The 23,127-nt window shown below is 62.9% G+C and carries 25 protein-coding genes; 10 read left to right on the top strand and 15 right to left on the bottom strand.

The window, feature by feature from the left end; genetic code table 11:
• Nucleotides 1-237: 237 nt before the first annotated feature.
• From QMK47_RS27795 to QMK47_RS27785, 3 genes are all read right to left on the bottom strand, one after another.
• Nucleotides 238-1,833, bottom strand: a complete 1,596-nt coding sequence (locus QMK47_RS27795) for a GMC family oxidoreductase (protein WP_320389586.1) — start codon at nucleotides 1,831-1,833, stop codon at nucleotides 238-240.
• Between the two features lie 145 nt (nucleotides 1,834-1,978).
• A complete protein-coding gene (locus QMK47_RS27790) occupies nucleotides 1,979-2,524 on the bottom strand; it encodes a twin-arginine translocation pathway signal protein (RefSeq protein ID WP_320389585.1) in 546 nt (181 codons plus the stop codon).
• 27 nt (nucleotides 2,525-2,551) lie between these two features.
• The gene (locus QMK47_RS27785) at nucleotides 2,552-3,979 is read right to left on the bottom strand and encodes a coniferyl aldehyde dehydrogenase (RefSeq protein WP_258689629.1); all 1,428 of its coding nucleotides are present in this window, start codon (nucleotides 3,977-3,979) and stop codon (nucleotides 2,552-2,554) included.
• A 148-nt stretch (nucleotides 3,980-4,127) separates the two neighbouring features.
• On the opposite strand from QMK47_RS27785, the gene QMK47_RS27780 reads away from it, so the two are divergent.
• Complete coding sequence (locus QMK47_RS27780; RefSeq protein ID WP_214509994.1) at nucleotides 4,128-4,799, top strand: TetR/AcrR family transcriptional regulator; 672 nt, start codon at nucleotides 4,128-4,130, stop codon at nucleotides 4,797-4,799.
• Between the two features lie 33 nt (nucleotides 4,800-4,832).
• On the top strand, nucleotides 4,833-5,687 hold the full coding sequence (locus tag QMK47_RS27775; RefSeq protein WP_320389584.1) for a sulfurtransferase: 855 nt from the start codon (nucleotides 4,833-4,835) through the stop codon (nucleotides 5,685-5,687).
• 132 nt (nucleotides 5,688-5,819) lie between these two features.
• Here QMK47_RS27775 and QMK47_RS27770 read toward each other — a convergent pair whose 3' ends face one another.
• From QMK47_RS27770 to QMK47_RS27755, 4 genes are read right to left on the bottom strand one after another with little or no spacing between them, the layout of a single operon-like run.
• Nucleotides 5,820-6,818: a hydrolase gene (locus tag QMK47_RS27770; RefSeq protein WP_253470192.1), complete on the bottom strand. Its 999-nt coding sequence runs from the start codon at nucleotides 6,816-6,818 to the stop codon at nucleotides 5,820-5,822.
• Nucleotides 6,819-6,849: 31 nt separating this feature from the next.
• Entirely contained in the window at nucleotides 6,850-7,461 is a 612-nt protein-coding gene (gene rsmD, locus QMK47_RS27765; RefSeq protein ID WP_092150048.1) for a 16S rRNA (guanine(966)-N(2))-methyltransferase RsmD, read from the bottom strand.
• Nucleotides 7,461-8,951, bottom strand: a complete 1,491-nt coding sequence (locus tag QMK47_RS27760) for a pitrilysin family protein (protein ID WP_320389583.1) — start codon at nucleotides 8,949-8,951, stop codon at nucleotides 7,461-7,463. The genes rsmD and QMK47_RS27760 overlap by 1 nt, the downstream gene beginning before the upstream one ends.
• The gene (locus tag QMK47_RS27755; protein WP_320389582.1) at nucleotides 8,944-10,299 is read right to left on the bottom strand and encodes a pitrilysin family protein; all 1,356 of its coding nucleotides are present in this window, start codon (nucleotides 10,297-10,299) and stop codon (nucleotides 8,944-8,946) included. The genes QMK47_RS27760 and QMK47_RS27755 overlap by 8 nt, the downstream gene beginning before the upstream one ends.
• Nucleotides 10,300-10,643: 344 nt before the next feature.
• Between QMK47_RS27755 and ftsY the strand changes: the two genes are divergently transcribed.
• The 4 genes from ftsY (at nucleotide 10,644) to rpoH (ending at nucleotide 14,733) form a co-directional block, all read left to right on the top strand.
• Nucleotides 10,644-12,077 (top strand): signal recognition particle-docking protein FtsY, encoded by a 1,434-nt coding sequence (ftsY, locus tag QMK47_RS27750; protein ID WP_320389581.1) that lies wholly within the window; start codon nucleotides 10,644-10,646, stop codon nucleotides 12,075-12,077.
• Complete coding sequence (gene ftsE, locus QMK47_RS27745) at nucleotides 12,074-12,745, top strand: cell division ATP-binding protein FtsE (RefSeq protein ID WP_003177474.1); 672 nt, start codon at nucleotides 12,074-12,076, stop codon at nucleotides 12,743-12,745. Before ftsY ends, ftsE begins: the two co-directional genes overlap by 4 nt.
• On the top strand, nucleotides 12,742-13,764 hold the full coding sequence (gene ftsX, locus QMK47_RS27740) for a permease-like cell division protein FtsX (protein WP_320389580.1): 1,023 nt from the start codon (nucleotides 12,742-12,744) through the stop codon (nucleotides 13,762-13,764). The genes ftsE and ftsX overlap by 4 nt, the downstream gene beginning before the upstream one ends.
• A 114-nt stretch (nucleotides 13,765-13,878) precedes the next feature.
• The gene (rpoH, locus tag QMK47_RS27735) at nucleotides 13,879-14,733 is read left to right on the top strand and encodes an RNA polymerase sigma factor RpoH (RefSeq protein WP_253470185.1); all 855 of its coding nucleotides are present in this window, start codon (nucleotides 13,879-13,881) and stop codon (nucleotides 14,731-14,733) included.
• A 199-nt stretch (nucleotides 14,734-14,932) separates the two neighbouring features.
• On the opposite strand, the gene mtgA is transcribed toward rpoH, so the two are convergent.
• Nucleotides 14,933-15,655: a monofunctional biosynthetic peptidoglycan transglycosylase gene (mtgA, locus tag QMK47_RS27730; protein ID WP_018609489.1), complete on the bottom strand. Its 723-nt coding sequence runs from the start codon at nucleotides 15,653-15,655 to the stop codon at nucleotides 14,933-14,935.
• 73 nt (nucleotides 15,656-15,728) lie between these two features.
• Between mtgA and QMK47_RS27725 the strand changes: the two genes are divergently transcribed.
• The 4 genes from QMK47_RS27725 (at nucleotide 15,729) to trmB (ending at nucleotide 17,975) form a co-directional block, all read left to right on the top strand.
• A complete protein-coding gene (locus tag QMK47_RS27725) occupies nucleotides 15,729-16,100 on the top strand; it encodes a DUF423 domain-containing protein (protein WP_320389579.1) in 372 nt (123 codons plus the stop codon).
• Nucleotides 16,101-16,190: 90 nt separating this feature from the next.
• Entirely contained in the window at nucleotides 16,191-16,391 is a 201-nt protein-coding gene (gene thiS / locus QMK47_RS27720) for a sulfur carrier protein ThiS (protein WP_018609493.1), read from the top strand.
• 54 nt (nucleotides 16,392-16,445) lie between these two features.
• A complete protein-coding gene (locus QMK47_RS27715; protein WP_003177480.1) occupies nucleotides 16,446-17,240 on the top strand; it encodes a thiazole synthase in 795 nt (264 codons plus the stop codon).
• Between the two features lie 9 nt (nucleotides 17,241-17,249).
• The gene (trmB, locus tag QMK47_RS27710) at nucleotides 17,250-17,975 is read left to right on the top strand and encodes a tRNA (guanosine(46)-N7)-methyltransferase TrmB (RefSeq protein ID WP_320389578.1); all 726 of its coding nucleotides are present in this window, start codon (nucleotides 17,250-17,252) and stop codon (nucleotides 17,973-17,975) included.
• A gap of 171 nt (nucleotides 17,976-18,146) precedes the next feature.
• Here trmB and QMK47_RS27705 read toward each other — a convergent pair whose 3' ends face one another.
• The 7 genes from QMK47_RS27705 to QMK47_RS27675 form a co-directional block, all read right to left on the bottom strand.
• Nucleotides 18,147-18,470, bottom strand: a complete 324-nt coding sequence (locus tag QMK47_RS27705) for a DUF3392 domain-containing protein (RefSeq protein WP_214509987.1) — start codon at nucleotides 18,468-18,470, stop codon at nucleotides 18,147-18,149.
• A gap of 18 nt (nucleotides 18,471-18,488) precedes the next feature.
• A complete protein-coding gene (gene hemW, locus QMK47_RS27700; protein ID WP_258689621.1) occupies nucleotides 18,489-19,688 on the bottom strand; it encodes a radical SAM family heme chaperone HemW in 1,200 nt (399 codons plus the stop codon).
• A complete protein-coding gene (gene rdgB / locus QMK47_RS27695) occupies nucleotides 19,685-20,281 on the bottom strand; it encodes an RdgB/HAM1 family non-canonical purine NTP pyrophosphatase (RefSeq protein ID WP_013694468.1) in 597 nt (198 codons plus the stop codon). Before rdgB ends, hemW begins: the two co-directional genes overlap by 4 nt.
• A complete protein-coding gene (locus QMK47_RS27690) occupies nucleotides 20,278-20,712 on the bottom strand; it encodes a DUF4426 domain-containing protein (protein ID WP_214509986.1) in 435 nt (144 codons plus the stop codon). Before QMK47_RS27690 ends, rdgB begins: the two co-directional genes overlap by 4 nt.
• A gap of 25 nt (nucleotides 20,713-20,737) precedes the next feature.
• Nucleotides 20,738-21,358 (bottom strand): methionine biosynthesis protein MetW, encoded by a 621-nt coding sequence (metW, locus tag QMK47_RS27685; RefSeq protein WP_003206492.1) that lies wholly within the window; start codon nucleotides 21,356-21,358, stop codon nucleotides 20,738-20,740.
• Between the two features lie 7 nt (nucleotides 21,359-21,365).
• Nucleotides 21,366-22,505, bottom strand: a complete 1,140-nt coding sequence (metX, locus tag QMK47_RS27680; protein WP_258689620.1) for a homoserine O-succinyltransferase MetX — start codon at nucleotides 22,503-22,505, stop codon at nucleotides 21,366-21,368.
• Nucleotides 22,506-22,829: 324 nt separating this feature from the next.
• A complete protein-coding gene (locus tag QMK47_RS27675; protein WP_092150072.1) occupies nucleotides 22,830-23,123 on the bottom strand; it encodes a DUF167 domain-containing protein in 294 nt (97 codons plus the stop codon).
• Nucleotides 23,124-23,127 lie beyond the last annotated feature (4 nt).

The raw sequence follows: 23,127 nt of genomic DNA, 5'->3' as shown, positions 1-23,127 counted from the left end.
ACGGTGCGAGTAATCCGGATATTCAGACGTTCGGTAAGCCTGTGGCGAGGGAGCTTGCTCCCGCTGGGCCTGTAGGAGCTGTCGAGCGGAGCGAGGCTGCGATCTTTCCCCTGACGCTTGAATCTCAAGCGAAAGATCAAAAGATCGCAGCCTCGCTCCGCTCGGCAGCTCCTACAGCGCAGCCCAGCGGGAGCAAGCTCCCTCGCCACGGGTTCGTTGTTTTTCTCAATAAATTGTTCATGGGTTTTTCAGGCGCTCGGCCAGGGCCGTCGCCAATTGCGCGGTCAGCCCGTACACCGATAATTGCGGGTTGGCGCCGATGCTGGTGGGGAACAGCGAGCCGTCATGGATCGACAGGTTGCCCAGTTGGTGATGGCGGCCAAGGCTGTCGGTGACAGCGGTTTTCGGGTCCTCCCCCATGGCGCAACCGCCCATCACGTGGGCGCTGCCCAGGCGTGTGCGGTACAACGCCAGGTCGAGCCCGTCGATCAGTGTGCGGGCTTCGGCCAGGGTCTTTACGTAGCGGGCATCGCTGTGCAAGGGCATGACCGCCTTGGCGCCGCCGGCAAACTGGATCTCGGCCATGCTGTGGAAGGCCCGGCGCAAGCCATCCCAGGCATATGGCGTAACGGGATAATCGAGCACGGGCGTGCCGTCGCTGCGCAACTCGACGCTGCCGCCGGGGCTGTCCGGATGAAAACCGTCGCGCAACAGCGCCAACATGGCGTGGGTATGGGGCAGTCGGGACATGTGCAAGGCGTTCTCGGGGCCGAACCCGCCCAATAGCGTGGCGGCCAGGGCCGGGTGCAAGGGCGGGACTTCAAGCTTGTAGGACATTTTGCCGGTGGTGCCGTCCTGCCATTGGAAATGATCCGAATAAATCGATTGCGGCGCGCCGTAGAACGGGTTGATGACCTCGTCGAATTGCCCGGCGGACATGTTCACCAAGTGCAAGAAGGTGCGCTTGCCCACGCGTTCATGCGGGTCCGGCGCATCGGAGCGCAGCAGCAACCCCGGGCTATTGATGCCGCCACCCGCCAGCACGTAATGCCGCGCCTTGACGGTGATGCGCCGCCCGGTCGGCGCCACGCAACGTTCGTCCATGGCTTGGCACTCGAGGCCGATGACGGCATCCTTTTTGATCGTCAGACGCTCGGCCCGCGCCAGGTAAAGCAGCGCGCCGCCCTTGTCCAGCGTGGCCGGGATGGTGGTGACCAGCATCGATTGCTTGGCGTTGGTCGGGCAGCCCATGCCGCAATAGCCCAGGTTCCAGCAGCCGCGTACGTTGCGCGGGATGACGTGCCAGGCGTAGCCCAATTGTTCACAACCTTTGCGGATCACGTCGTTGTTGGCATTGGGCGGAATCAGCCACGGCGCCACGTCCAGGCGTTGTTCCATCTGCGTAAACCAGGGCGCCATTTCAGCGCGGCCGTGGCCTTTTACGTTGTGCTCGGCGGCCCAGTGGTCGAGGGTCTGGTCGGGCGTGCGGAAGCTGGAGGTCCAATTGATCAGCGTCGTGCCACCGACGGCCCGGCCCTGGAGAATGGTGATGGCGCCGTCCTTGCTCATGCGCCCGAGGCCTTCCTGATACAGGCTGCTGTAGGCCTGGTCTTCGAGCAGCGTGAAGTCATGACTGGTCTTGAGCGGACCTTCCTCGATCAGCAACACGCGGTAGCCGGCGGCGCTGAGAATTTCTGCCGTGGTGCCGCCGCCAGCACCGCTGCCGACGATGGCCACGTCCGCTTCCAGGGTCAGGTCCTGGGTCAGCTGCGCGCCGTTGTAGGTGGTCCAGCCACGGGCCAGGCCTTCGCGGAAGGGATCGGGTACGGGCATGTTGAGAGTCTCTTATTGTTTTGAGTTTGCGATGCCCCCTGTGGGAGCGAGCTTGCTCGCGATGGCGCCGGATCAGCAGCAAATGTAATTGACTGACACACCGCCATCGCGAGCAAGCTCGCTCCCACAGGGTTTAACTTGGTTTTCAGACCGTTGGCGGCCCTGGATACCCGCAATGCGCCCAGGCCTCGGGTCGGCTGTACCAGGCCATCATCACCAATTGCAGCAATGAGCAATGGCCTTGTCGCAGCAGGTCCAACGAACTGTTTTCCCACCGTCCGAGGAACAGGCGGATGTCATCGGCGCTGGCGTTTTCCCACGGGCCCCAGACCCCGGTCAGCGGCCCGCGGGTAATGCCCAGCGTGAGCACGTCGAACAGCTGGCGCGTGAGTTTGAGCATGGCGGGGGACAGGTGGGCCAGGCTGCTGTCCAGGCTTCGCAGGGTCGCTTCAGTGGCGGCGGGGATCTGTCCGACGGCCACTGCGCCGTCCAGCATCACGGGGATGACGCTGCGTAAAAATGGCAGGTCGCTGTCGCGCAGGGCCGCCAGGCCGTTGGCCGGTTGGCTTGGCGAGCAACCGCTCAGGCTGGCGCCCAGGCCGACGGTGGCCAGGAAGGCGCTGGCGCCGAGGCTGAACTTCAGCAGGCCGCGCCGTGACAACGCGGGTGTATCGGTGAGGCTTGGGTTCATTATTGTTATTACCCGGGAAGAGACGCGTCAGCGGACAAACAGCTTCTGGATCAGTTTCTGCAAAGGCTTGCCGTAAGGGGGATAAATCAGCTTCGCGGCGTTGAATCGCTGTTTGGTCAGCACGCCCTTGGCCTTGCTGAAGGTCAGGAAACCCTCATGCCCGTGGTAATGCCCCATTCCCGAGGGACCGATGCCGCCGAACGGCAAGTCGTCCTGGGCGACGTGCAGCAGCGTGTCGTTCAAGCAGACGCCACCTGAGTGGGTTTCGTGGAGCACGCGATTCTGTTCGGCCTTGTTGTAGCCAAAGTAGTAGAGCGCCAGCGGGCGGGGGCGCTGATTGATGTAGGCAAACGCCTGGTCCAGATTGTCATAGGGCACGATGGGCAGCAGCGGGCCGAAGATCTCGTCCTGCATGACGGTCATCTCGTCGCTGACGTTGAGCAGCAGGCTGTGGGCCATGCGGCGGTCCTGGCCCTGGTCGAACAGTTCGATCAGCAGCGCGCCCTTGCTGGTGGCGTCGCTGATGTAGCCGGTGAGTCGCGCCAGCTGTCGTTCGTTGATGATTGCGGTGTAGTCCGGGTTGTTCGCCAGGGTCGGATAAAAACCGCGTACCGCCTCGCGATACGCCTCAACGAACTCGCCGACGCGATTCTGCGGTACCAGCACGTAGTCCGGGGCGACACAGGTTTGCCCGGCATTCAGGGTTTTTCCGAAGGCAATGCGTTCGGCGGCATCCTTGATGGGGACATCGACCGACACGATGGCCGGCGACTTTCCACCCAGCTCCAAGGTGACCGGGGTCAGGTTTTCGGCAGCTGCGCGCATGACATGCTTGCCGATGCTGGTGGCGCCGGTGAACAACAGGTGATCGAAGGGCAGCTTGGAAAACGCCATGCCGATTTCCGCCTCGCCAAGCACCACGCAGACCAGGTCCTGGGGGAAGACCCGGGCCAGCAATTGCTTGAGCAGCAAGCCGGTCGCCGGTGTCGACTCGCTGAGCTTGAGCATCACCCGGTTGCCTGCGGCCAATGCCCCTACCAGCGGCCCGATGGCCAGGAACAGCGGGTAGTTCCAGGGCACGATGACGCCGATCACGCCCAGCGGCTGGTATACGACTTTGGCTGATGCCGGCTGGAAGGCCATGCCCACCTTGCGCCGGGAGGGTTTCATCCAACCCTGGAGATGCCGGCTGGCGTAATGGATACCGTGCAGGCTCGGCATCAGCTCGGCCAGCAGTGTTTCGTCGGCGCTGCGGTGGCTGAAGTCCTGGCTGATGGCGTCGATCAAGGCTTGTCGTTCGTTGCTCAATACCTCGCGCAGTGCCTTGAGCCATTGTCGGCGCTGTTCGGCCGGTGGCATCGGATGGGCGGCGTAGGCCTGGCGCTGGGCATCGAAGAGCGACCGCAGCTCGTCCAGTTGTTGAGACTCGTGCAGGTAGGCAACGTCGGCAGGCATCGTCGGGCACCGGATATTATTAGAGTGGGTGTTTTCTAGAGCTTATACTCTAGAAAGTCAATGGCATCCGTAACGGCGATGGGTTTTTCCTGTGACCGATAGGTCGTAAGATGCCGATCAATGCCTTCGTCGAATTAAAGCCCAAACCATGGCCCCACGAATGAAAACCAGCGAGCGCATCGTGCAAAACAGCCTCGAGCTGTTCAACCAGCAAGGCGAGCGCAGCGTCAGCACCAACCACATTGCCGCCCACATGGACATGTCCCCAGGCAACCTCTATTACCACTTCCCCAACAAGCAGGCGATCATCGCCGTGCTGTTCAGTGAATACGAGAACCTGGTGGACAGCTTCCTGCGTCCGCCCCAGGGCCGGGCGGCCACGGTGGATGACAAGCGCTTCTACCTGCAGGAGCTGTTGGCGGCCATGTGGCGTTACCGCTTCCTGCACCGGGACTTGGAGCATCTGCTCGACAGCGATCCGGAGCTTGCGGCGCGCTATCGTCGGTTTTCCCAGCGCTGCCTGATCCACGGCACCGCGATCTACGAAGGTTTCGTTGCCGCCGGCATCCTGAAGATGGACCGGGTGCAGATCGAGTCCCTGACCCTCAATGCCTGGATCATCCTCACGTCCTGGGTGCGATTCCTGTGCACCACGCGGGAAAACTTCAGCCACCTGAGCGAGCAGGCCATCAAGCGTGGCGTTTATCAGGTCCTGGTGTTGGAGGCCGGTTTCGTGACCGATCAGGCCCGCGAAGAGGTGGATGCACTGTTCAAAGAGTATTACGTCCCCCTGGCCCAGACCCTGGAGGAAGGGCAGTAGGACCGATCCGCGACTTAGCCACAGGAGCTCACCATGCCGATTGCGCAACTCATCAGCCCTCAAGCCCTCGAAGAGCGGCGATCACAACCCGGGCTGGTCATTCTCGATTGCCGTTTTGCCCTGGAAGACCCCGATTACGGTCAGCGCAGTTATGCCGAGGGCCACATCGCCGGAGCAGCGTTCGCAGACCTTGAGCGCGACCTGAGCGGGTCGGTGACCAAAGGTGTGACAGGACGTCATCCGCTGCCGGAGCCGGGGGCCTTGATCGAGCGCCTCAAGGCTTGGGGAATCGATAACGACAGCGATGTCGTGCTGTACGACGACGGTCCCGGCGCCTATGCCGCGCGGGCCTGGTGGTTGCTGGCCTGGCTGGGCAAGCGCGAGGGCGTGTACATCCTCGACGGCGGGCTCAAGGCCTGGCATGCCGCTGGCTTGCCTTTGAGCCTGGATCCACCGCAGAGCAGTCGCGGGACCTTCAGCGGGGCGCCGGATGCGAGCTTGGTGCTCAGCGCCCAAGCGCTGCAACAGCGCCTCGGTCAACCGGACATGACCCTGCTGGATGCCCGGGCGTTGCCGCGCTTCAAAGGGGAAGTCGAGCCCATCGACCCGATAGCCGGGCATATTCCGGGCGCACAGTGCGCGGCGTTCACCGACAACCTGGGCGCCGATGGCCGCTTCCTGCCGGCCGACCAGCTCAAGCAGCGCTTCGCCGAAAAACTGGGCGAGCGCTCGCCCACCGACCTGGTGGCCTATTGCGGCTCCGGCGTGACGGCGTGTCATAACCTGTTTGCCTTGTGCCTGGCAGGCTACCCGTTGGGGCGGCTGTACGCCGGCTCGTGGAGTGAGTGGATCAATGATCCGCAGCGGGGCGTGGCGAAGGGCGAATAACAAACACCCCGAAACAATGTGGGAGCGAGCTTGCTCGCGATGACGGTGTGTCAGTCAACATCAATGCTGCTGACCCGCCGCTATCGCGAGCAAGCTCGCTCCCACAGGGGATTTTTTGTTGTCTGCGAATCTTCAGCCCTGGCCCAGGCTGGCCAACCAATCGGGAATCCGCCGCTCCAGGTAATACCCTGGGCGCCGCAGGGTTCCGTCGACAAAGCCCACATGCCCGCCCCGGGCGTGCAGTTCAATCCGGGTCGAAGCGGACAATTCGCGCGGTTCGGGCAGGCTGTGAGGAAACACAAAGGGATCGTCGGCGGCCTGGATGACCAGGGTCGGCGTGCTGATGCCCGCCATGAAATAACGGCTGGAGGCACGGCGGTAGTAATCCGCGGCATCGGAGAACCCGTGCAGCGGCGCCGTCACCCGGCCGTCAAAGTCCCAGAAGGTCCGCATGTTTTCCAACGGGCCAAGCGCCGCCAGGGTCGCCAGGCCTTCGTGGCGTCCGTCGTGCTGGAACTGGCGTTGCTTGTTGCGCACATAGGCCACGAGCTGGCGCATGAAATGCGCCTGGTAGAACCTGGAGAATCCCTGGCCGATGCGATCGGCACACTGGTCGAGGCGAAACGGCACCGAGACCGCCACCGCCCCTTGCAACTGGCTGTCGCGGCCGGTTTCCCCCAGGTGCTTGAGCAGTACATTGCCGCCCAGTGAATAACCCACCGCAAACAGCGGCGCCAAGGGCCGACGGGCGCGCAAGTGGGTGATGGCGGCGGCGAGGTCTTCGCTGACGCCCGAGTGGTAGCTGCGGGGCAACAGGTTCGGCTCACCCGAGCAGCCACGCCAGTTCAAGGCCGCACTGGCCCAGCCCTGGCGACCGAGAGCCTGTTGCAGCCCGGCCACGTAAGGCGAGTTGGAAGAGCCGGTCAGCCCGTGAAGCACCAGCACCAGTGGTGCCTCTGCGCTGTGGGGGCCGTGCCAGTCAAGGTCGAGGAAATCACCGTCCTCCAGCCACAAGCGCTCGCGATGGCGCTCGATGTGGGTGGTCTGGCGCCACAATGGGCCCCACAGGGTTTGCAAGTGCGGGTTGCCAAGGCCCGGAGCAGGGACGAAACGTTCGGATGCGGCGGACATCATTATTATTCTCGATGCACTGGTCAGCCGTTCAGTCAATGTCCTTTGCCAAACGCTGCCACAACGCGTAATACACCCGTCCGGATTTCTGCTCGCGATGCAAGCGCCAATTGCCCGGCAAGCCCAGGGTGGACGGGGCGGTCTCGCTTTCAGTGTAGACCCAGGCATCCTCGGCCAACCACTGACGTTCCTCGAGCAAGGTGCAGACCGTCGGCAACAGGTTCTGGTTGAAAGGCGGGTCGAGGAATACCAGGTCGAAAGGCGTCGCCGGCTGGCTGTCCAGGTAGCGCAGGGCGTCGGCGGTCTGCACCTGGCCGACGGTGCAGCGCAGCGTGCCCAAGTGTTCTTTCAGGCTGGAGACCGCCAGGTTGCTGGCGTCCAGCGCCTGGCCCATGGCGGCGCCACGGGACAGGGCCTCGAGAAACAGCGCGCCGCTGCCGGCGAACGGGTCGAGCACCCGGGCACCCGCCACGTAGGGGGCGAGCCAGTTGAACAGGGTTTCGCGCACGCGGTCCGGGGTCGGGCGCAGGCCCGGGGCATCCGGGAAGCTCAGGCGCCGGCTGCGCCATTCGCCGCCGATGATGCGCAACTGGTTCACACCGTTGTGCACGGGTTTCTTGCTGGAATTCGATGGGCGGGCCATTAGTGCTCCGGAACCCCGAGCGGCTGCTCGGCAGGTTTGTCAGTGGGGGGCGGCAGCGGCTTTTGCGGCACGCTCGGGCCGGCGGTGACGATGACCATTTTGTCGGTGCTCAGGTGCTTGTTCAGCGCGGCCTTGACCTGCTCGACCGTCAGTTCCTGGGACTGACGCATGAAGTCCTCCAGGTAGCTCAGCGGCAAGTCATAGAAACCCATGGCGCCGAGCTGGCCGACGATGTCGGCATTGCTGGCGGCGGACAGCGGGAAACTGCCGGCCAACTCACGCTTGGCGTCGTCGAGTTCTTTCTGGGTGGGACCGTTCATGAGGTAGTCGGCGAACACGTCCTGCACCAGTTTCAAGGTGCCTTCGCTCATCTCCGCGCGGGTCTGCAGGTTGATCATGAACGGGCCGCGGGCTTGCATCGCCGTGAAGCCGGAATACACGCCGTAGGTCAGGCCGCGCTTTTCCCGCACCTCGGTCATCAGCCGTGTGCCGAAGCCGCCACCGCCGAGGATCTGGTTGCCCAGGGACACGGCGGCATAGTCCGGATCGTCGCGGTCGATGCCCAGTTGCGCGAGCATCAGGTTGGTCTGTTTGGACGGGAATTCGATGTGGCCGATACTTGCCTTGGGCTCCACCGGTGGCGGAGTTTTCGCCAGGGCCGGGCCTTTGGGCAGCGCGGCGGATACCTGGTTGGCAACCGCTTCGGCTTCGGCGCGGGACAAATCCCCCACCAGCGCGATCACGGCGTTGCCGGCGGCGTAGGCCTTGGCGTGGAAAGCCCGGGCCTGGGCCAGGGTGATCGGTGGAATGCTGTCGGCGGTGCCGTCGCTGGAGTGGGCATAAGGATGATCGCCGTACAGGCGCTTCATCAGTTCCAGGCCGGCCAGTTTGCCTGGGTTCTGTTTCTGGTATTCGAAACCGGCGAGCATCTGGTTCTTGATGCGGGCGAAGGAGTCGGCAGGGAAGGTCGGTTTGCCGACGACCTCGGCGAACAGCTTCAATGCCGGCTCACGCTTGTCGGCTGCGCTGAGGCTGCGCAGGGACGCCACGGCCATGTCCCGGTAGGCGCCGTTGCCGAAGTCTGCACCGAGGCTTTCGAAGCCTTGGGCAATGGCGCTGACGTCCTTGCCGGCCACGCCCTCGTTGAGCATGGCGTTGGTCAGCAGTGCGAGGCCGGGAGCGTCGCCGTCCTGGCTGCTGCCGGCGGCGAAGGTCAGGCGCAGGTCGAACATCGGCAATTCGCGGGCTTCGACGAACAGCACCTTGGCACCGTCGGCGGTTTTCCAGGTCTGCACGTCGAGCTGGCGGTGGCTGGGGGCCTTACCGTCCAGTTCCGCCAACGATTGCAACTTTTTGCCGGACTTGGCGTTATCCAATGCCTGGCTGGCGGTGACGTCGGTGGTCGGCGACAGATAGAACGCCAGGGAGCCGGCCAGGGCGATGAGCGCCAGGCCGATCAGCACCGGGCGCCGTGATTTGCGCTCACTCATGAGCTTTCTCCTCGGGCAGGACATGCGCGACGCTCAGGCGCGAGCGGGTGAAATACAGCTGGGCTGCCTTCTGGATATCTTGCGGGGTCACGCTTTGCAGTTCAGCGAGTTCGGTGTCCATCAGCTTCCAGGACAAACCGACGGTCTCCAACTGGCCGATGGCGGTGGCCTGGCTGGTGATCGAGTCGCGCTCATACACCAGGCCGGCGATGACCTGGGCGCGCACACGCTCCAGCTCTTCGGTCGTCGGCACGGTGGTTTTCAACTGTTCAAGCAAGCGCCACAGACCGGCTTCGGCTTGGGCGATGGTTTTGTTTTTCTGCGTGTTGGGCGTCGCCGACAACGTGAACAAACTGTCGCCACGGGTGTAGGCGTCGTAGCTCGACGAGCCGCCGGACACCAGCTCTTCGCCGCGCTCCAGCTGGGTCGGGATCCGCCCGCTGTAGCCGCCGTCCAACAGGGCCGATATCAGCCGCAGCGCGTTGACCGCACCCTTGTCCGTTGCGGTGGCGATGCTCGGCACATTGAAGGCCAGCATCACGCTGGGCAGTTGGGTCTGCACATGCAGGGTGATCTGGCGCTCACCGGGTTCGGCCAGCTCCAGGGGGATTTTCGCGACCGGCACCGCGCGCCGTGCAATCGGGCCGAAATAACGCTGGGCCAGGGACTTGACCTCGTCCGGCGTCACGTCGCCGACCACCACCAGGGTCGCATTGTTCGGGGTGTACCAGGATTCGTACCAGTGACGCAGTTCCTCGACGGTCATCCGGTCCAGGTCGGCCATCCAGCCGATGGTCGGCGTGTGGTAGCCGCTGGCCGGGTAGGCCATGGCCTTGAAGCGCTCGTAGGCCTTGGACATGGGCTTGTCGTCGGTGCGCATGCGGCGCTCTTCCTTGATCACCTCGATCTCGCGGCTGAACTCCTCCGGCGGCAGGCGCAGGCTGGCCATGCGGTCGGCTTCCAGTTCGAAGGCCACGCCCAGGCGGTCACGGGCCAATACCTGGTAATAGGCGGTGAAGTCATCGCTGGTGAAGGCGTTCTCTTCGGCACCGAGGTCGCGCAGGATCAGCGACGCTTCGCCGGGACCGACTTTTTCACTGCCCTTGAACATCATGTGCTCAAGGGCGTGGGACAAACCGGTCTGGCCTGGCGTTTCGTAGCTGGAGCCAACCTTGTACCAGACCTGGGAGACCACCACCGGCGCACGATGGTCTTCGCGCACGACGACCTTCAGGCCGTTGTCGAGGGTAAATTCGTGGGTGGGTTGTGGGTCGGCAGCCAAGGCTGAAAAGGGCAGACAAACTGTGCTGAGCAGCAGGCCTGCGGCGCGGCGGGCAAGAGCATTCATTCGTGTTTAAACCTGTTGGGTTGCCTGCTTGGCCTTAGCCTCAGCAGGCGAGGAGGTGCTAGGATACTGATCCGTTTTACTGGCGGCCACGCCTATCGGGCCTTTTATCGGCCCGGGGTTGTCTGGGTTCCCCGGAGAAACATCGGGTTTTCTCGTTGATCCCGGCGTTTTCGCCGATGATGCCGTACCAGTCCTTCGAAAAAATCGACTTTGGGGTGTCCTTGGGACGCCTCGACAAAATGTTGCGCGTGAACAAGCTGGATGAAACGCAGTCTGTTCAGCATTGAATATTTATCACCGAGGCGCCCTTGTGGCGCGTCGCTACCGTGAGATAGCCGTCCTCCATGTTTGGTTCCAACGACGACAAGAAGACCCCAGCTGCGGCTGGTGAGAAAAAAGGCCTGTTCGGATGGCTGCGCAAGAAGCCGCAGGAAACCGTCGTCGAACCGCCACAACCGCTGCCTGAACCCGCCGCCGAGGCCGTGGCCGAAGAAACCGCGCCCATCGTCCTGCCGATTGCCGAGCCGGTGCTGCAACCGGTCGAGGCTGAGACCGTTGCTGAACCGGTGGCCGAGCAGCCGCTGGCCCCGCCCGTCGAGCAAGCCCCCTGGTTGACCTTGCCGGTGGCGGAAGAGCCGGTTGCGCTGGTCGAGGAAACGGTGCCCCATATCACCCCGCCGATTCCAGCGCCGACGCAGGTTGTCGAGGCGCCAGTCGTCGACCCTGTCATTGAGCCGCCTGTCGCCGTCGTTGCGCCCGTGGTTGCGCAAGCCGCGCCCGAACCGGCACCTGCGCTGTTGGAAAGCATTGCCCCCGTCGAGCCCGTCCGTAGCGCCGAGGAAAACAAGGTCGGTTTCTTCGCTCGCCTCAAGCAAGGCCTGTCCAAGACCAGCGCCAGCATCGGCGAAGGCATGGCCAGCCTGTTCCTGGGCAAGAAAGTCATCGACGACGAATTGCTGGAAGACATCGAGACCCGCCTGCTGACCGCCGACGTCGGTGTAGAGGCGACCTCGGTGATTATCCAGAGCCTGACCCAGAAGGTCGCGCGCAAGCAGCTGACCGACGCCGATGCACTGTACAAATCCCTGCAAGGCGAGCTGACCAGTCTGCTCAAGCCGGTGGAAAAACCGCTGGTGATCGCGTCGCAGAACAAGCCGTTCGTGATCCTGGTCGTCGGCGTCAACGGTGCAGGCAAGACCACCACCATCGGCAAGCTGGCCAAGAAGCTGCAGCTCGAAGGCAAGAAAGTCATGCTGGCCGCCGGCGACACCTTCCGCGCCGCCGCGGTCGAACAACTGCAAGTGTGGGGCGAGCGCAACAAGATCCCAGTGATTGCCCAGCACACCGGCGCCGATTCCGCTTCGGTGATCTTCGACGCCGTGCAGGCCGCCAAGGCTCGTGGCATCGATGTGTTGATCGCCGACACGGCCGGTCGCCTGCACACCAAAGACAACCTGATGGAAGAATTGAAGAAGGTGCGCCGGGTGATCGGCAAGCTCGACGCCGACGCACCTCACGAAGTGCTGCTGGTGCTGGACGCCGGTACCGGCCAGAACGCCATCAACCAGGCCAGGCAATTCAACCAGACCGTCGAACTGACCGGGCTGGCCCTGACCAAGCTCGACGGCACCGCCAAGGGTGGGGTGATTTTCGCCCTGGCCAAGCAGTTCGGCCTGCCCATCCGCTATATCGGCGTGGGTGAAGGCATCGACGACTTGCGCACCTTTGAAGCCGAGCCCTTTGTCCAGGCACTGTTTGCCGAACGGGAGCATTCATGATTCGTTTCGAGCAGGTCGGTAAACGCTATCCGAACGGTCACGTCGGCTTGCATGAGCTGAGCTTTCGGGTCCGTCGGGGCGAGTTTCTGTTTGTCACCGGCCATTCCGGCGCCGGTAAAAGTACCTTGCTGCGCCTGCTGCTGGCGATGGAGCGGCCCTCCACCGGCAAACTGCTGCTGGCCGGCCAGGACCTGAGCACCATCAGCAATGCCCAGATCCCCTACCTGCGGCGGCAGATCGGCGTGGTGTTCCAGAATCACCAGTTGCTGTTCGATCGCACGGTGTTCAACAACGTGGCGTTGCCGTTGCAGATCCTCGGGTTGTCCAAGGCCGAGATCATCAAGCGCGTGGACTCGGCCCTGGAGCGTGTGGCCCTGTCGGACAAAACCGACCTGTACCCGGGCGACCTGTCCACCGGTCAGCAACAGCGCGTCGGCATCGCCCGTGCCATCGTCCATCGCCCAGCCTTGCTGCTGGCGGACGAACCCACCGGTAACCTCGACCCGCGCCTGGCGGCGGAGATCATGGGCGTATTCGAAGACATCAACCGCCTGGGCACCAGTGTGCTGATTGCCAGTCACGACCTGGCGTTGATCGCACGCATGCGTCACCGCATGCTCACGTTACAGCGCGGACGCCTGATTGGTGACGGGGAGGCTGGTGTATGAGTGCTACTCGCAGCCCGAAAGTGGCCGAACGCGTGGCCCCGAAGGCCTCCGATCCGCAGCCGAAAAAGAAAAAGCGCGACGATGATGACGGCCCGGACTTCGCCACGCTGCTGCGCGCCTGGGTCGAAAGCCATCGCGCCAGCCTGCTGGACAGCCTGCGGCGCCTGGGCAAGCAGCCCATCGGCAGCTTCTTTACCTGCATGGTGATGGCGGTTGCCTTGAGCCTGCCCATGGGGCTGTCATTATTGCTGAATAATGTGGAGCGCCTGGGCGGTTCCTGGCAGCGCGCGGCGCAGATTTCCCTGTACCTGCAGATGGACGCGAGCCCCGGCGAAGGCCAGGCGTTGCGCGAGCAGATCAAGGCCATGCCGGGCGTGGCCGATGCCGAATACATCGGGCGCGAACAGGCGCTTGAGGAATTCCAGCAGCAGTCCGGCCTGGGCGAAGCCCTCAAGGAACTGCCGGAGAACCCGCTGCCGGGCGTGGTGCTGGTGACGCCAAATGAAGTCGACAAGCCGACCCTTGAAGCATTAAGACAAAGACTTTCCGAGTTGCCGAAGGTACAACAGGCGCAACTTGATCTAGTCTGGGTCGAGCGTCTTGCGGCGATCCTCAAGCTCGGCGGCCGGTTTGTCTTCGGTCTGACGGTGCTGCTGGTTTCTGCATTACTTTTGGTGATAGGCAATACCATTCGTCTTCATATTGAAAACCGCCGCACCGAGATAGAAGTGATTAAACTCGTCGGCGGTACGGACAGTTATGTACGCAGGCCCTTCCTTTATATGGGCGCGCTGTATGGCTTCGGTGCCGGGATTCTGTCCTGGGGTGTATTGGCGTTCGGCCTGGACTGGCTGAACGATGCGGTAACAGGGTTGGCCGGTTTGTACGGCAGTGATTTCTCGCTGGCCGGCGTGCCAGTCGCCGACGGTCTGTCGCTCTTGCTTGGCGCGGTGCTGTTGGGTTATATCGGTGCATGGATTGCGGTCGCACGCCACTTGCGTGAGCTTGCGCCAAAATAAGTGTTTTTTTGCGTGTATTGACCTTTCAGTTTTTGTGGGAACTTGTCCTAGGGTTCCCGGTCAATTTTCGCAGTGCTGAACTGCACGAGTTATGTGAGTCGGAGGTTTTTTCGTATGACCACTTCTTTGCAACCTGCTTATGCTCTGGTCCCGGGTGCGAACCTGGAGGCCTATGTGCACACGGTGAACAGCATTCCCTTGCTGACCCCCGAGCAGGAGCGTGAACTGGCCGAGAGTCTCTATTATGAGCAGGATCTTGAGGCGGCTCGGCAGATGGTGCTCGCCCACCTGCGTTTTGTCGTACATATCGCCCGCAGCTATTCCGGCTACGGGCTGGCCCAGGCCGACCTGATCCAGGAAGGCAACGTTGGCCTGATGAAGGCGGTCAAGCGTTTCAACCCGGAAATGGGCGTGCGCCTGGTGTCGTTTGCGGTGCACTGGATCAAGGCGGAAATCCACGAGTTCATCCTGCGCAACTGGCGCATCGTGAAAGTCGCGACCACCAAGGCCCAGCGCAAGCTGTTCTTCAACCTGCGCGGCCAGAAGAAGCGCCTGGCCTGGCTGAATAACGAAGAAGTCCATCGTGTCGCCGAGAGCCTGGGCGTAGAGCCTCGGGAAGTGCGCGAGATGGAAAGCCGCCTGACCGGCCATGACATGGCCTTCGACCCGGCCGCCGAAGCGGACGACGACAGCGCTTTCCAATCGCCGGCCAACTACCTGGAAGACCACCGGTACGACCCGGCGCGTCAACTGGAAGACGCCGACTGGAGCGACAACTCCAACACCAACCTGCACGAAGCCCTGGAAGTGCTGGACGAGCGCAGCCGCGACATCCTCTACCAGCGCTGGCTGGCCGAGGAAAAAGCCACGCTGCACGACCTGGCGCAGAAGTACAACGTGTCGGCCGAGCGGATTCGTCAGCTTGAGAAGAGCGCGATGAACAAGCTCAAGGTGTCGATCGCCGCCTGACTGCGATAGCGGCCATAAAAACGCCCCGATCAGTGATGATCGGGGCGTTCTTGTTTGTGCTCACTCTCGGACCCGACGCAGGTCCCCTTGTGGGAGCGAGCCTGCTCGCGATTGCGTTGGCTCAGTCGATGAAGATGTCGAATGAGCTATTGTCATCGCGAGCAGGCTCGCTCCCACAAGGGGTCTCCAGTGTCTTGGTTTACTGGGCCCAAGGCGCTCGCCGCGAATTATTGAGTTCCAGCAGATAACTGTCGCCCCCCAACTGGCTCATCTGCTGGCGAATCCAGCCCGCCCGCCGCAGCACATAGGGGCTCGGCCGGCTGGCGCTCCATTTTCGCGGGTTGGGCAATACCGCCGCCAGCAGGCTGGCCTGTTGCCGGGACAAGGCGTCGGCGCTGATGCGGAAGTGATGGCGTGCCGCCGCTTCTGCGCCGAATACACCGTCATCCCACTCGACGCTGTTGAGGTACACCTCGAGGATCCGCTGCTTGGGCCAGAGCACTTCGATCAGCGCGGTGAACCAGGCCTCCAGTCCCTTGCGCAGCCAGCTGCGGCCCGACCACAGGAACAGGTTCTTGGACACTTGCTGGCTGAGGGTGCTGGCGCCGCGAATCGAACCGCCACGCCCATTGTGGGCGAACGCGGCCTGGATCGCGCCGATGTCGAAGCCCCAGTGCTCGGGGAATTTCTGGTCTTCGCCAGCAATCACCGCCACTTTCAGGCTATCGGAGATCTGGTCCCAAGGCTGCCAGGTGCGTTGCAGGTCGATGGGTTCGCCGCCGAACCAGGATTCAACCTTGCGCTCGATCATCAGCGCCGTGAACGGCGGCGGCACCACCCGAAACAACAGCACGAGCACAACGCTGCCAACGGCGAACCAGAGCAGGGCTTTAAGGAACCGTCGAAATAATAAACGCAGCATAGAGATGGCTTGGCCGAACCCGTCGAGCGGGCCATTATACAGACCCTGTCCACCGAGTCTGACTGGAGTTCTCATGCTGCGTAGCTTTCTGATGCTGGCTGCTTTTTTCGGCTTCACGGGCGTGGCACTGGGGGCGTTCGCCGCCCATGGCCTGAAAGATCGCCTGAGCGCCGAATACCTGGCGATTTTCCACACCGGCGTCACCTATCAACTGGTGCACACCCTGGCGTTGCTGGGCGTTGCGCTGCTGGCCACGCACATTCCCGGCCGCATCGTCACCTGGGCCGGAGTTTCATTTGTGGTCGGCATCCTGTTGTTCTCCGGCAGCCTGTACCTGCTGACCCTCACGGGCATCAGCAAGCTGGGCATCATCACGCCGTTGGGCGGCGTGGCGTTCCTGATCGGCTGGGTATGCCTGGGGCTTGCCGCCTGGCGGCTGGGCTGACCGGGCGGTCCATTTCATGACGAATGGCTTGGGTCACCCAGACTGATCGGGCTAGAATGCCAGCCCCTAAAAATGATGGCGGCATCCGGCATGCGCATTCAGTTGAACGGCGAACCCCTTGATCTGCCCGACGGTGAAACCGTTGCGGCCCTGCTGACCCGTCTGGAACTCACCGGACGCCGCGTCGCGGTGGAACTCAATCTGGATATCGTCCCGCGCAGCCAGCACGCTGAAACCACGTTGAACGATGGCGACAGCGTTGAAGTGGTCCACGCCATCGGTGGCGGCTAGTCGCCTCGGTTTCGCAGCATTTCGCAAGAACCTCACCCCAACAGAGGATTTCCCATGAGCATCGTTCGTAGCGACAAGCCCTTCGTCCTGGCCGGTCGTACCTACCAGTCGCGCTTGCTGGTAGGCACCGGCAAATATCGCGACATGGAAGAAACCCGCCTGGCCATCGAGGCCTCGGGCGCCGAAATCGTGACCGTCGCCGTGCGCCGGACCAACATCGGCCAGAATCCGGGCGAACCGAACCTGCTGGATATCCTGCCGCCGGACCGCTACACCATCCTGCCGAACACCGCCGGTTGCTTCGACGCTATCGAGGCCGTGCGCACCTGCCGCCTGGCCCGTGAGCTGCTCGACGGCCACAACCTGGTGAAGCTGGAAGTGCTGGCGGACCAGAAAACCCTGTTTCCCAACGTGATCGAAACCCTCAAGGCCGCTGAAACCCTGGTCAAGGAAGGCTTCGACGTGATGGTCTACACCAGCGATGATCCGATCATCGCCCGTCAATTGGCGGAAATCGGCTGCATCGCGGTCATGCCGCTGGCCGGCCTGATCGGTACAGGCCTGGGGATCTGCAACCCGTACAACCTGCAGATCATCCTGGAAGAAGCCAAGATCCCGGTGTTGGTGGATGCCGGTGTCGGTACCGCTTCCGACGCCACCATCGCCATGGAACTGGGTTGCGAAGCGGTGCTGATGAACTCGGCCATCGCCCACGCCCAGCAGCCGATCCTCATGGCCGAAGCCATGAAGCACGCCATCGTCGCCGGTCGCCTGGCGTACCTGGCTGGCCGCATGCCGAAAAAACTTTACGCCAGCGCCTCCTCGCCGCTGGATGGTCTGATCAAGTAAGAGCCATTGATGACTGAATCGAACGACACGCCGGTCCTGCCGGAAGAAGGCGAAGAACGCCAGCACCGCCGCATCAAGAGTTTCGTGATGCGCGCCGGGCGCATGACTGAAGGCCAGCAGCGCGGCCTGGAGCAGGGCGCGCCGCTGTTTGTCCTGCCACTTGCCGATGCCCCGGTGGATTTTGACCAGGTCTTCGGCCGCTCGGCCCCGCGCTCGCTGGAAATCGGCTTCGGCATGGGCCATTCGTTGCTGGAAATGGCCGCCGCTTCGCCGGAGCAGGATTTCATCGGTGTGGAAGTCCACCGTCCCGGTGTCGGTGCGCTGCTCAACGGCGTGCTGACCCAAGGGCTGACCAACCTGCGGGTCTACGATTGCGACGCCATCGAAGTGCTCAACCGCTGCGTGGCCGACAACAGCCTCGACCGCCTGATGTTGTTCTTCCCGGACCCTTGGCACAAAAGCCGCCACCACAAGCGCCGTATCGTCCAGGCGTCGTTCGCTGAACTGGTGCGCAGCAAGTTGAAGGTCGGCGGTGTGCTGCACATGGCCACCGACTGGGAACCCTACGCCGAATACATGCTGGAAGTGATGAACGTCGCCCCGGGCTATCGCAACCTGGCTGAAGACGGCAAGTGCGTACCGCGCCCGGCCGAACGGCCGATCACCAAGTTCGAGCGCCGTGGCGAACGCCTTGGGCATGGGGTTTGGGATTTGAAGTTCGCGAAGCTGGCTTAAACACCAGAAACCCCTGCTGAAAGGGGATCCCCTGTGGGAACGAGCTTCTGTGGGAGCAAGGCTTGCCCGCGATAGCCGCGCCTCGGTGTCCACTTGAACCTGAGTTGCCTGCATCGCGAGCAAGCTTTACTCCCACAAAGCTCGCTCCCACAGTTGTTTTAGGTGACCGGGTCAGCGCCGATCCGCGACTACGCCTATCAACACCAGCACCACCAACAACACCGGCGCCAGGCTGTAGTTGTTGAACTGGCTCAAACCCCGAACGACCCACGGCGTGGCGTAGATCAGTGCTGCGCCGCTGCCGATCATGCACAACAGGGCGATCAGCGGGACGCGCAAGGCGCTGGCGATGCTGCCCAGGCGTTGTTCGACCCAGCCCTTGATGTCGGCGCCAAACAGCACCAGCAGGCAGCCTATCAATGCCAGGGAGATTTCCGACAAGTTGCTGCGGCTCCAGCGGGACACGGTGGCCAGCAGGTCGAGTACCAGATCCATTCGATTTCCTTGTGTTGATCAGCTCAGAAATGTCTGCAGCAAGTCGTTGAGAAACAGCTGTCCGCGCTCGGTGGCCGCCAGACGTGTCGGTTCGACCTGCAACAACCCGCTTTGTTCGGCCTCGCGTCGGCCTTCGGCCAGGCTTTGCAGGGGCAACCCGGTGCGCTCCGGGTACAGCCGCGCTTCCACGCCCTCGGTCAGGCGCAGGGCATTCATCAGGAACTCGAACGGCAGCTCTTCGTTGGCCAGGGTTTTCTCGCCGGCCTGGAAGCTCTTGGCCGGGTTGAGGTAGTCCTTGGGTAGGCGGGTCTTCCAGGTGCGCACGATGCGCCCGTCCGGATGGCTGAGCTTGCCGTGGGCGCCGGCGCCGATGCCGATGAAGTCGCCGAAGCTCCAGTAATTGAGGTTATGCCGCGCCGCCCGGCCGGGTTGGGCGTAGGCCGAAACCTCGTATTGGGCGTAGCCGTGTTCGGCCAGCAAGGCTTGCCCGGCTTCCTGGATGTCCCACAGCGTGTCGTCTTCGGGCAATGTCGGCGGCTGGTTCCAGAACACCGTGTTCGGCTCCAGCGTCAGCTGGTACCAGGACAAATGCGTCGGCTTCAAGGCGATGGCCTGGCGCAGGTCGCTCAAGGCGTCTTCCAGGGACTGGTCGGGCAGCCCATGCATCAGGTCCAGGTTGAAATTGTCGAAGCCGGCCTGGCGAGCCATGCCGGCGGCGCGCACCGCTTCGTCGCCGTTGTGTATCCGCCCCAGGGCCTCGAGCTTGGCTTGCTGGAAACTCTGGATACCGATGGACAGGCGATTGATGCCCAAGGCCCGGTAAGCGACGAATTTTTCTTGCTCGAAGGTGCCGGGGTTGGCTTCCAGGGTGATTTCAATGTCCTGGGCGAACGGTATCCGCGCTTCCACTCCCTTGAGCAAACGCCCCAGGGCTTGGGCGCTGAACAGGCTCGGGGTGCCGCCACCAAAAAAGATCGAGCTCAACGGGCGACCATAAACCGCGTGCAAGTCCTGGTCGAGGTCGGCCAGCAAGGCGTCGACATATTCCTCTTCCGGCAACTGCGGGCTGGCGGTGTGGGAGTTGAAGTCGCAATACGGGCATTTGCGCACGCACCACGGTATGTGGATGTACAACGCCAGGGGCGGCAGCACTGGCAGCGGCGCCCGAGGCGTTTGTACACCGCCATGAATCAGCGGTGTGGGAGCGTCATCGATCATTGCAGGCCCAGGCGTTGACGCAGCAGGGCCATGGCTCGGGCGCGGTGGCTCAGTTGGTTCTTTTCCACCGGCCCCAGCTCGGCGCTGGAGCAATTGCGCTCCGGCACCCAGAACAACGGGTCATAGCCAAAACCGTGCTCGCCGCTGGCTTCGGTGAGAATGCGCCCGTGCCACAGGCCTTCGCAGAGGATCGGCAGTGGATCATCGGCATGGCGTACCAGGGCCAGCACACACACGAACTGCGCGCCGCGCTCGGCTTCGGGCACGTCCTTGAGGGCGTCGAGCAGCTTGGCGTTGTTCGCCGCGTCACCTTTACCGTCAGCGTAACGGGCCGAGTAAATGCCTGGCGCACCGCCCAGGAAGTCCACGGCCAGCCCGGAATCGTCGGCCAGCGCTGGCAGGCCCGAGATGCGTGCGGCATTGCGGGCCTTGAGGATGGCGTTCTCGACAAACGACAGGCCGGTCTCTTCCGGTTCCACCTGGCTGAACTCGCCAATCGAGCGCAACTGCACCGAGCCGCCGAGCATGGCCTGCAGTTCCTTGAGTTTGCCGGCGTTGTGGCTGGCCAGTACGAGTTGGGTGAAATTGATCATTGGCCCGGGAACAGTTCCTGGTTGAAGTTGATGGTGTTGATCTTGTCGCCGGTTTGCACCTTGATCTCGAAGGTGCGGGTTTCCTGCTGGGGCACCGGGTACTGGGCGATGTAGTAGATCGCGCCTGGCTCGGTCACCTGCTTGAATTGCAGTGGGACGCTCTGGCTGGTGAGGTCTTTCACCGTGCCGCTGACCTGGGCCATCAAGGGCTTGCCATCCTTGAGCACCGAGATGTTGATCACGCCTTGTTGCTTGCTGCGAATCAGCTCGGCGGCCTTGGCGATGTCCGGTGTCAGGAAGGTGGAGTTGAAGGTGTTGTAGTGCACGGTGATATCACCGAACACTTCCTTGCGCTCGCCCTTGATAGCGTCGGCGGCCATGGCGCCAACGCTCAGGCAAGCGGTGATGAGAAACAGCGCTAGACGGTTCATGTCGTGCTCCTGGTGAGGCCGGGGCTCACACCGCGACCTGATAATCGGTAAGGCCTGGGCTGCTGACCCGATAGATGCCTATCTCACCTAACAGATTAGGCCATAGCTTGCTGGCCCACCCGTGGCGGTGCTGCTGGTCCACGGCCAGGCGATCGATGACCTTGGCTTCACGCTCGCGGCACAGCGCTTCGAAATCCTCGAAGGTGCAGAAGTGGATGTTTGGCGTGTTGTACCAGGTGTAGGGCAGGAACTCCGAGACTGGCATGCGGCCCTTGCTCGCCAGGTACCAGCGGCAACGCCAGTGGCCGAAGTTGGGGAAGGTGATGATGCACTGGCGTCCAACCCGCAGCATTTCGTCGAGGATCTTGTCCGGGTAGTGCACTGCTTGCAGCGCCTGGGTCATGACCACGATGTCGAAGCTGTTGCTGGCAAAGTTGCCCAGGCCCTTGTCCAGGTCCTGCTCGATGACGTTTATGCCCTTGGCGACGCATTCGGCAATGTTGTCCGGGTCGTTTTCCAGGCCGTAGCCGCTGACTTGCTTGTTGTCCCGCAGCCAGGTCAGCAGTTCGCCGTTGCCGCAGCCCAGGTCGAGCACGCGGCTGCCGGCGGGGATCCATTCCTGGATGATTTCCAGATCGGCTCTCATGGCGTCCTCACAGCGTTATACGGTTCATGTAGTTGCCGAACGCCTGCAGGTAGCGCGGGATCGGGATCAAAAAGGCGTCGTGACCCTGGGGCGCGTCGATTTCCAGGTAGCAGACGTCCTTGCGCGCAGCCATCAGCGCGTCCACCAGCTCCCGCGAGCGCGCCGGGGAGAAGCGCCAGTCGGTGGTGAACGACATCACGCAGAACTTGGCGGTGGCGTTGGCGAAGGTTTTCGCCAGGTTATCGTCGAAGTTCGCCGCCGGATCGAAGTAGTCCAGTGCCTTGGTCATCAACAGGTACGTGTTGGCGTCGAAACGCCCGGAGAACTCTTCACCCTGATAACGCAGGTAGCTCTCGACCTGGAACTCGACGCTGTGGAAGTCGTAGTTGAGCTTTTCGCTCTTGAGGCCACGGCCGAATTTCTCGCCCATGGAGTCGTCGGACAGGTAGGTGATGTGCCCGACCATCCGCGCCAGCATCAGCCCGCGCTTGGGGATCACGCCGTGTTCCTGGAACGAGCCGCCATGGAACTCCGGGTCGGTGAGGATCGCCTGGCGCGCCACTTCGTTGAAGGCGATGTTCTGCGCCGACAGCTTGGGCGCCGAGGCGATTGCCAGGCAGTGGCGCACGCGGTCCGGGTAGGTGATGGTCCATTGCAGGGCCTGCATGCCCCCCAGGCTGCCACCGATCACGGCGGCCCACTGGCCGACCCCGAGGCGATCGGCCAGGCGTGCCTGGCTGTGAACCCAGTCTTCCACGGTCAGCACCGGGAAATCGGCGCCGAAAGGTTTGCCGGTGTCCGGGTTGAGGCTGCTGGGGCCAGTGGAACCGTTGCAGCCGCCCAGGTTGTTCAGGCTGATCACGAAGAACTTGCTGGTGTCGATGGGCTTGCCCGGGCCGATGCAGCTATCCCACCAGCCGGGCTTGCGGTCGTCGACGCTGTGGTAGCCGGCGGCGTGGTGATGCCCCGACAAGGCGTGGCAAATCAGCACGGCATTGCTCGCCGTGGCATTGAGGGTGCCGTAGGTTTCGTAGATCAGGTCATAGGCTGGCAACGAACGGCCGCAGGCCAGGGCCAGGGGCTCGCTGAAATGCGCCATTTGCGGCGTCACCAGACCAACGGAATCGGGGGGAAAGGCAGCTGGCATCGACCCTGCTCGCGTTGAAATGAGGCGTAAGTCTAAAGACCGCTGTGGCAGGCGGCAAGCAAAGGCGCCGCTGATTGTCCGCCGTTGTTTTTGTGGCGAGGGAGCTTGCTCCCGCTGGGGCGCGAAGCGGCCCTGTAGGAGCTGTCGAGTGCAACGAGGCTGCGATCTTTCCCCAGACAATTGAGTCGTGAGCGAACGCACAACAGATCAAGATCAAAAGATCGTCCGAACGCGGCCCGAGCCTCCGGCAGCTCCTACAGGTGCGGCCCAGCGGGAGCAAGCTTCCTCGCCACAGGGTTAACCATGCCCCCGATCCAAGCCGGATCAGGTCGGCCGGACGAGGCCCGGCAACTCCGGCAGTTTCTTCGGCGAATGAATGCGCACCCGTTTCTGCCGGTTCAATTCGCCGCTGATCAGGCTGACCTGGCTCTTGGACACGCCAAACGCCTTGGCCAGGAACGCCATCAGGTAAGCGTTGGCCTTGCCCTCGACCGGCGGGGCGGTGAGGCGGATCTTCAGGCGGTCACCGTGCAGCCCGGCGAAATCATCGCTGCGGGCTGCCGGTTGCAGGTGGCACTCCAGGATCAGGTCGTCGCCGTCCCAGCGAAAGTAGCTCACCTGG

The organism is Pseudomonas sp. P9_35 (assembly GCF_034008205.1).
GTDB lineage: Bacteria > Pseudomonadota > Gammaproteobacteria > Pseudomonadales > Pseudomonadaceae > Aquipseudomonas > Aquipseudomonas kilonensis.
Note: the sequence above shows the minus strand (reverse complement) of the source record. Positions and strands in the feature narration are given on the sequence as shown.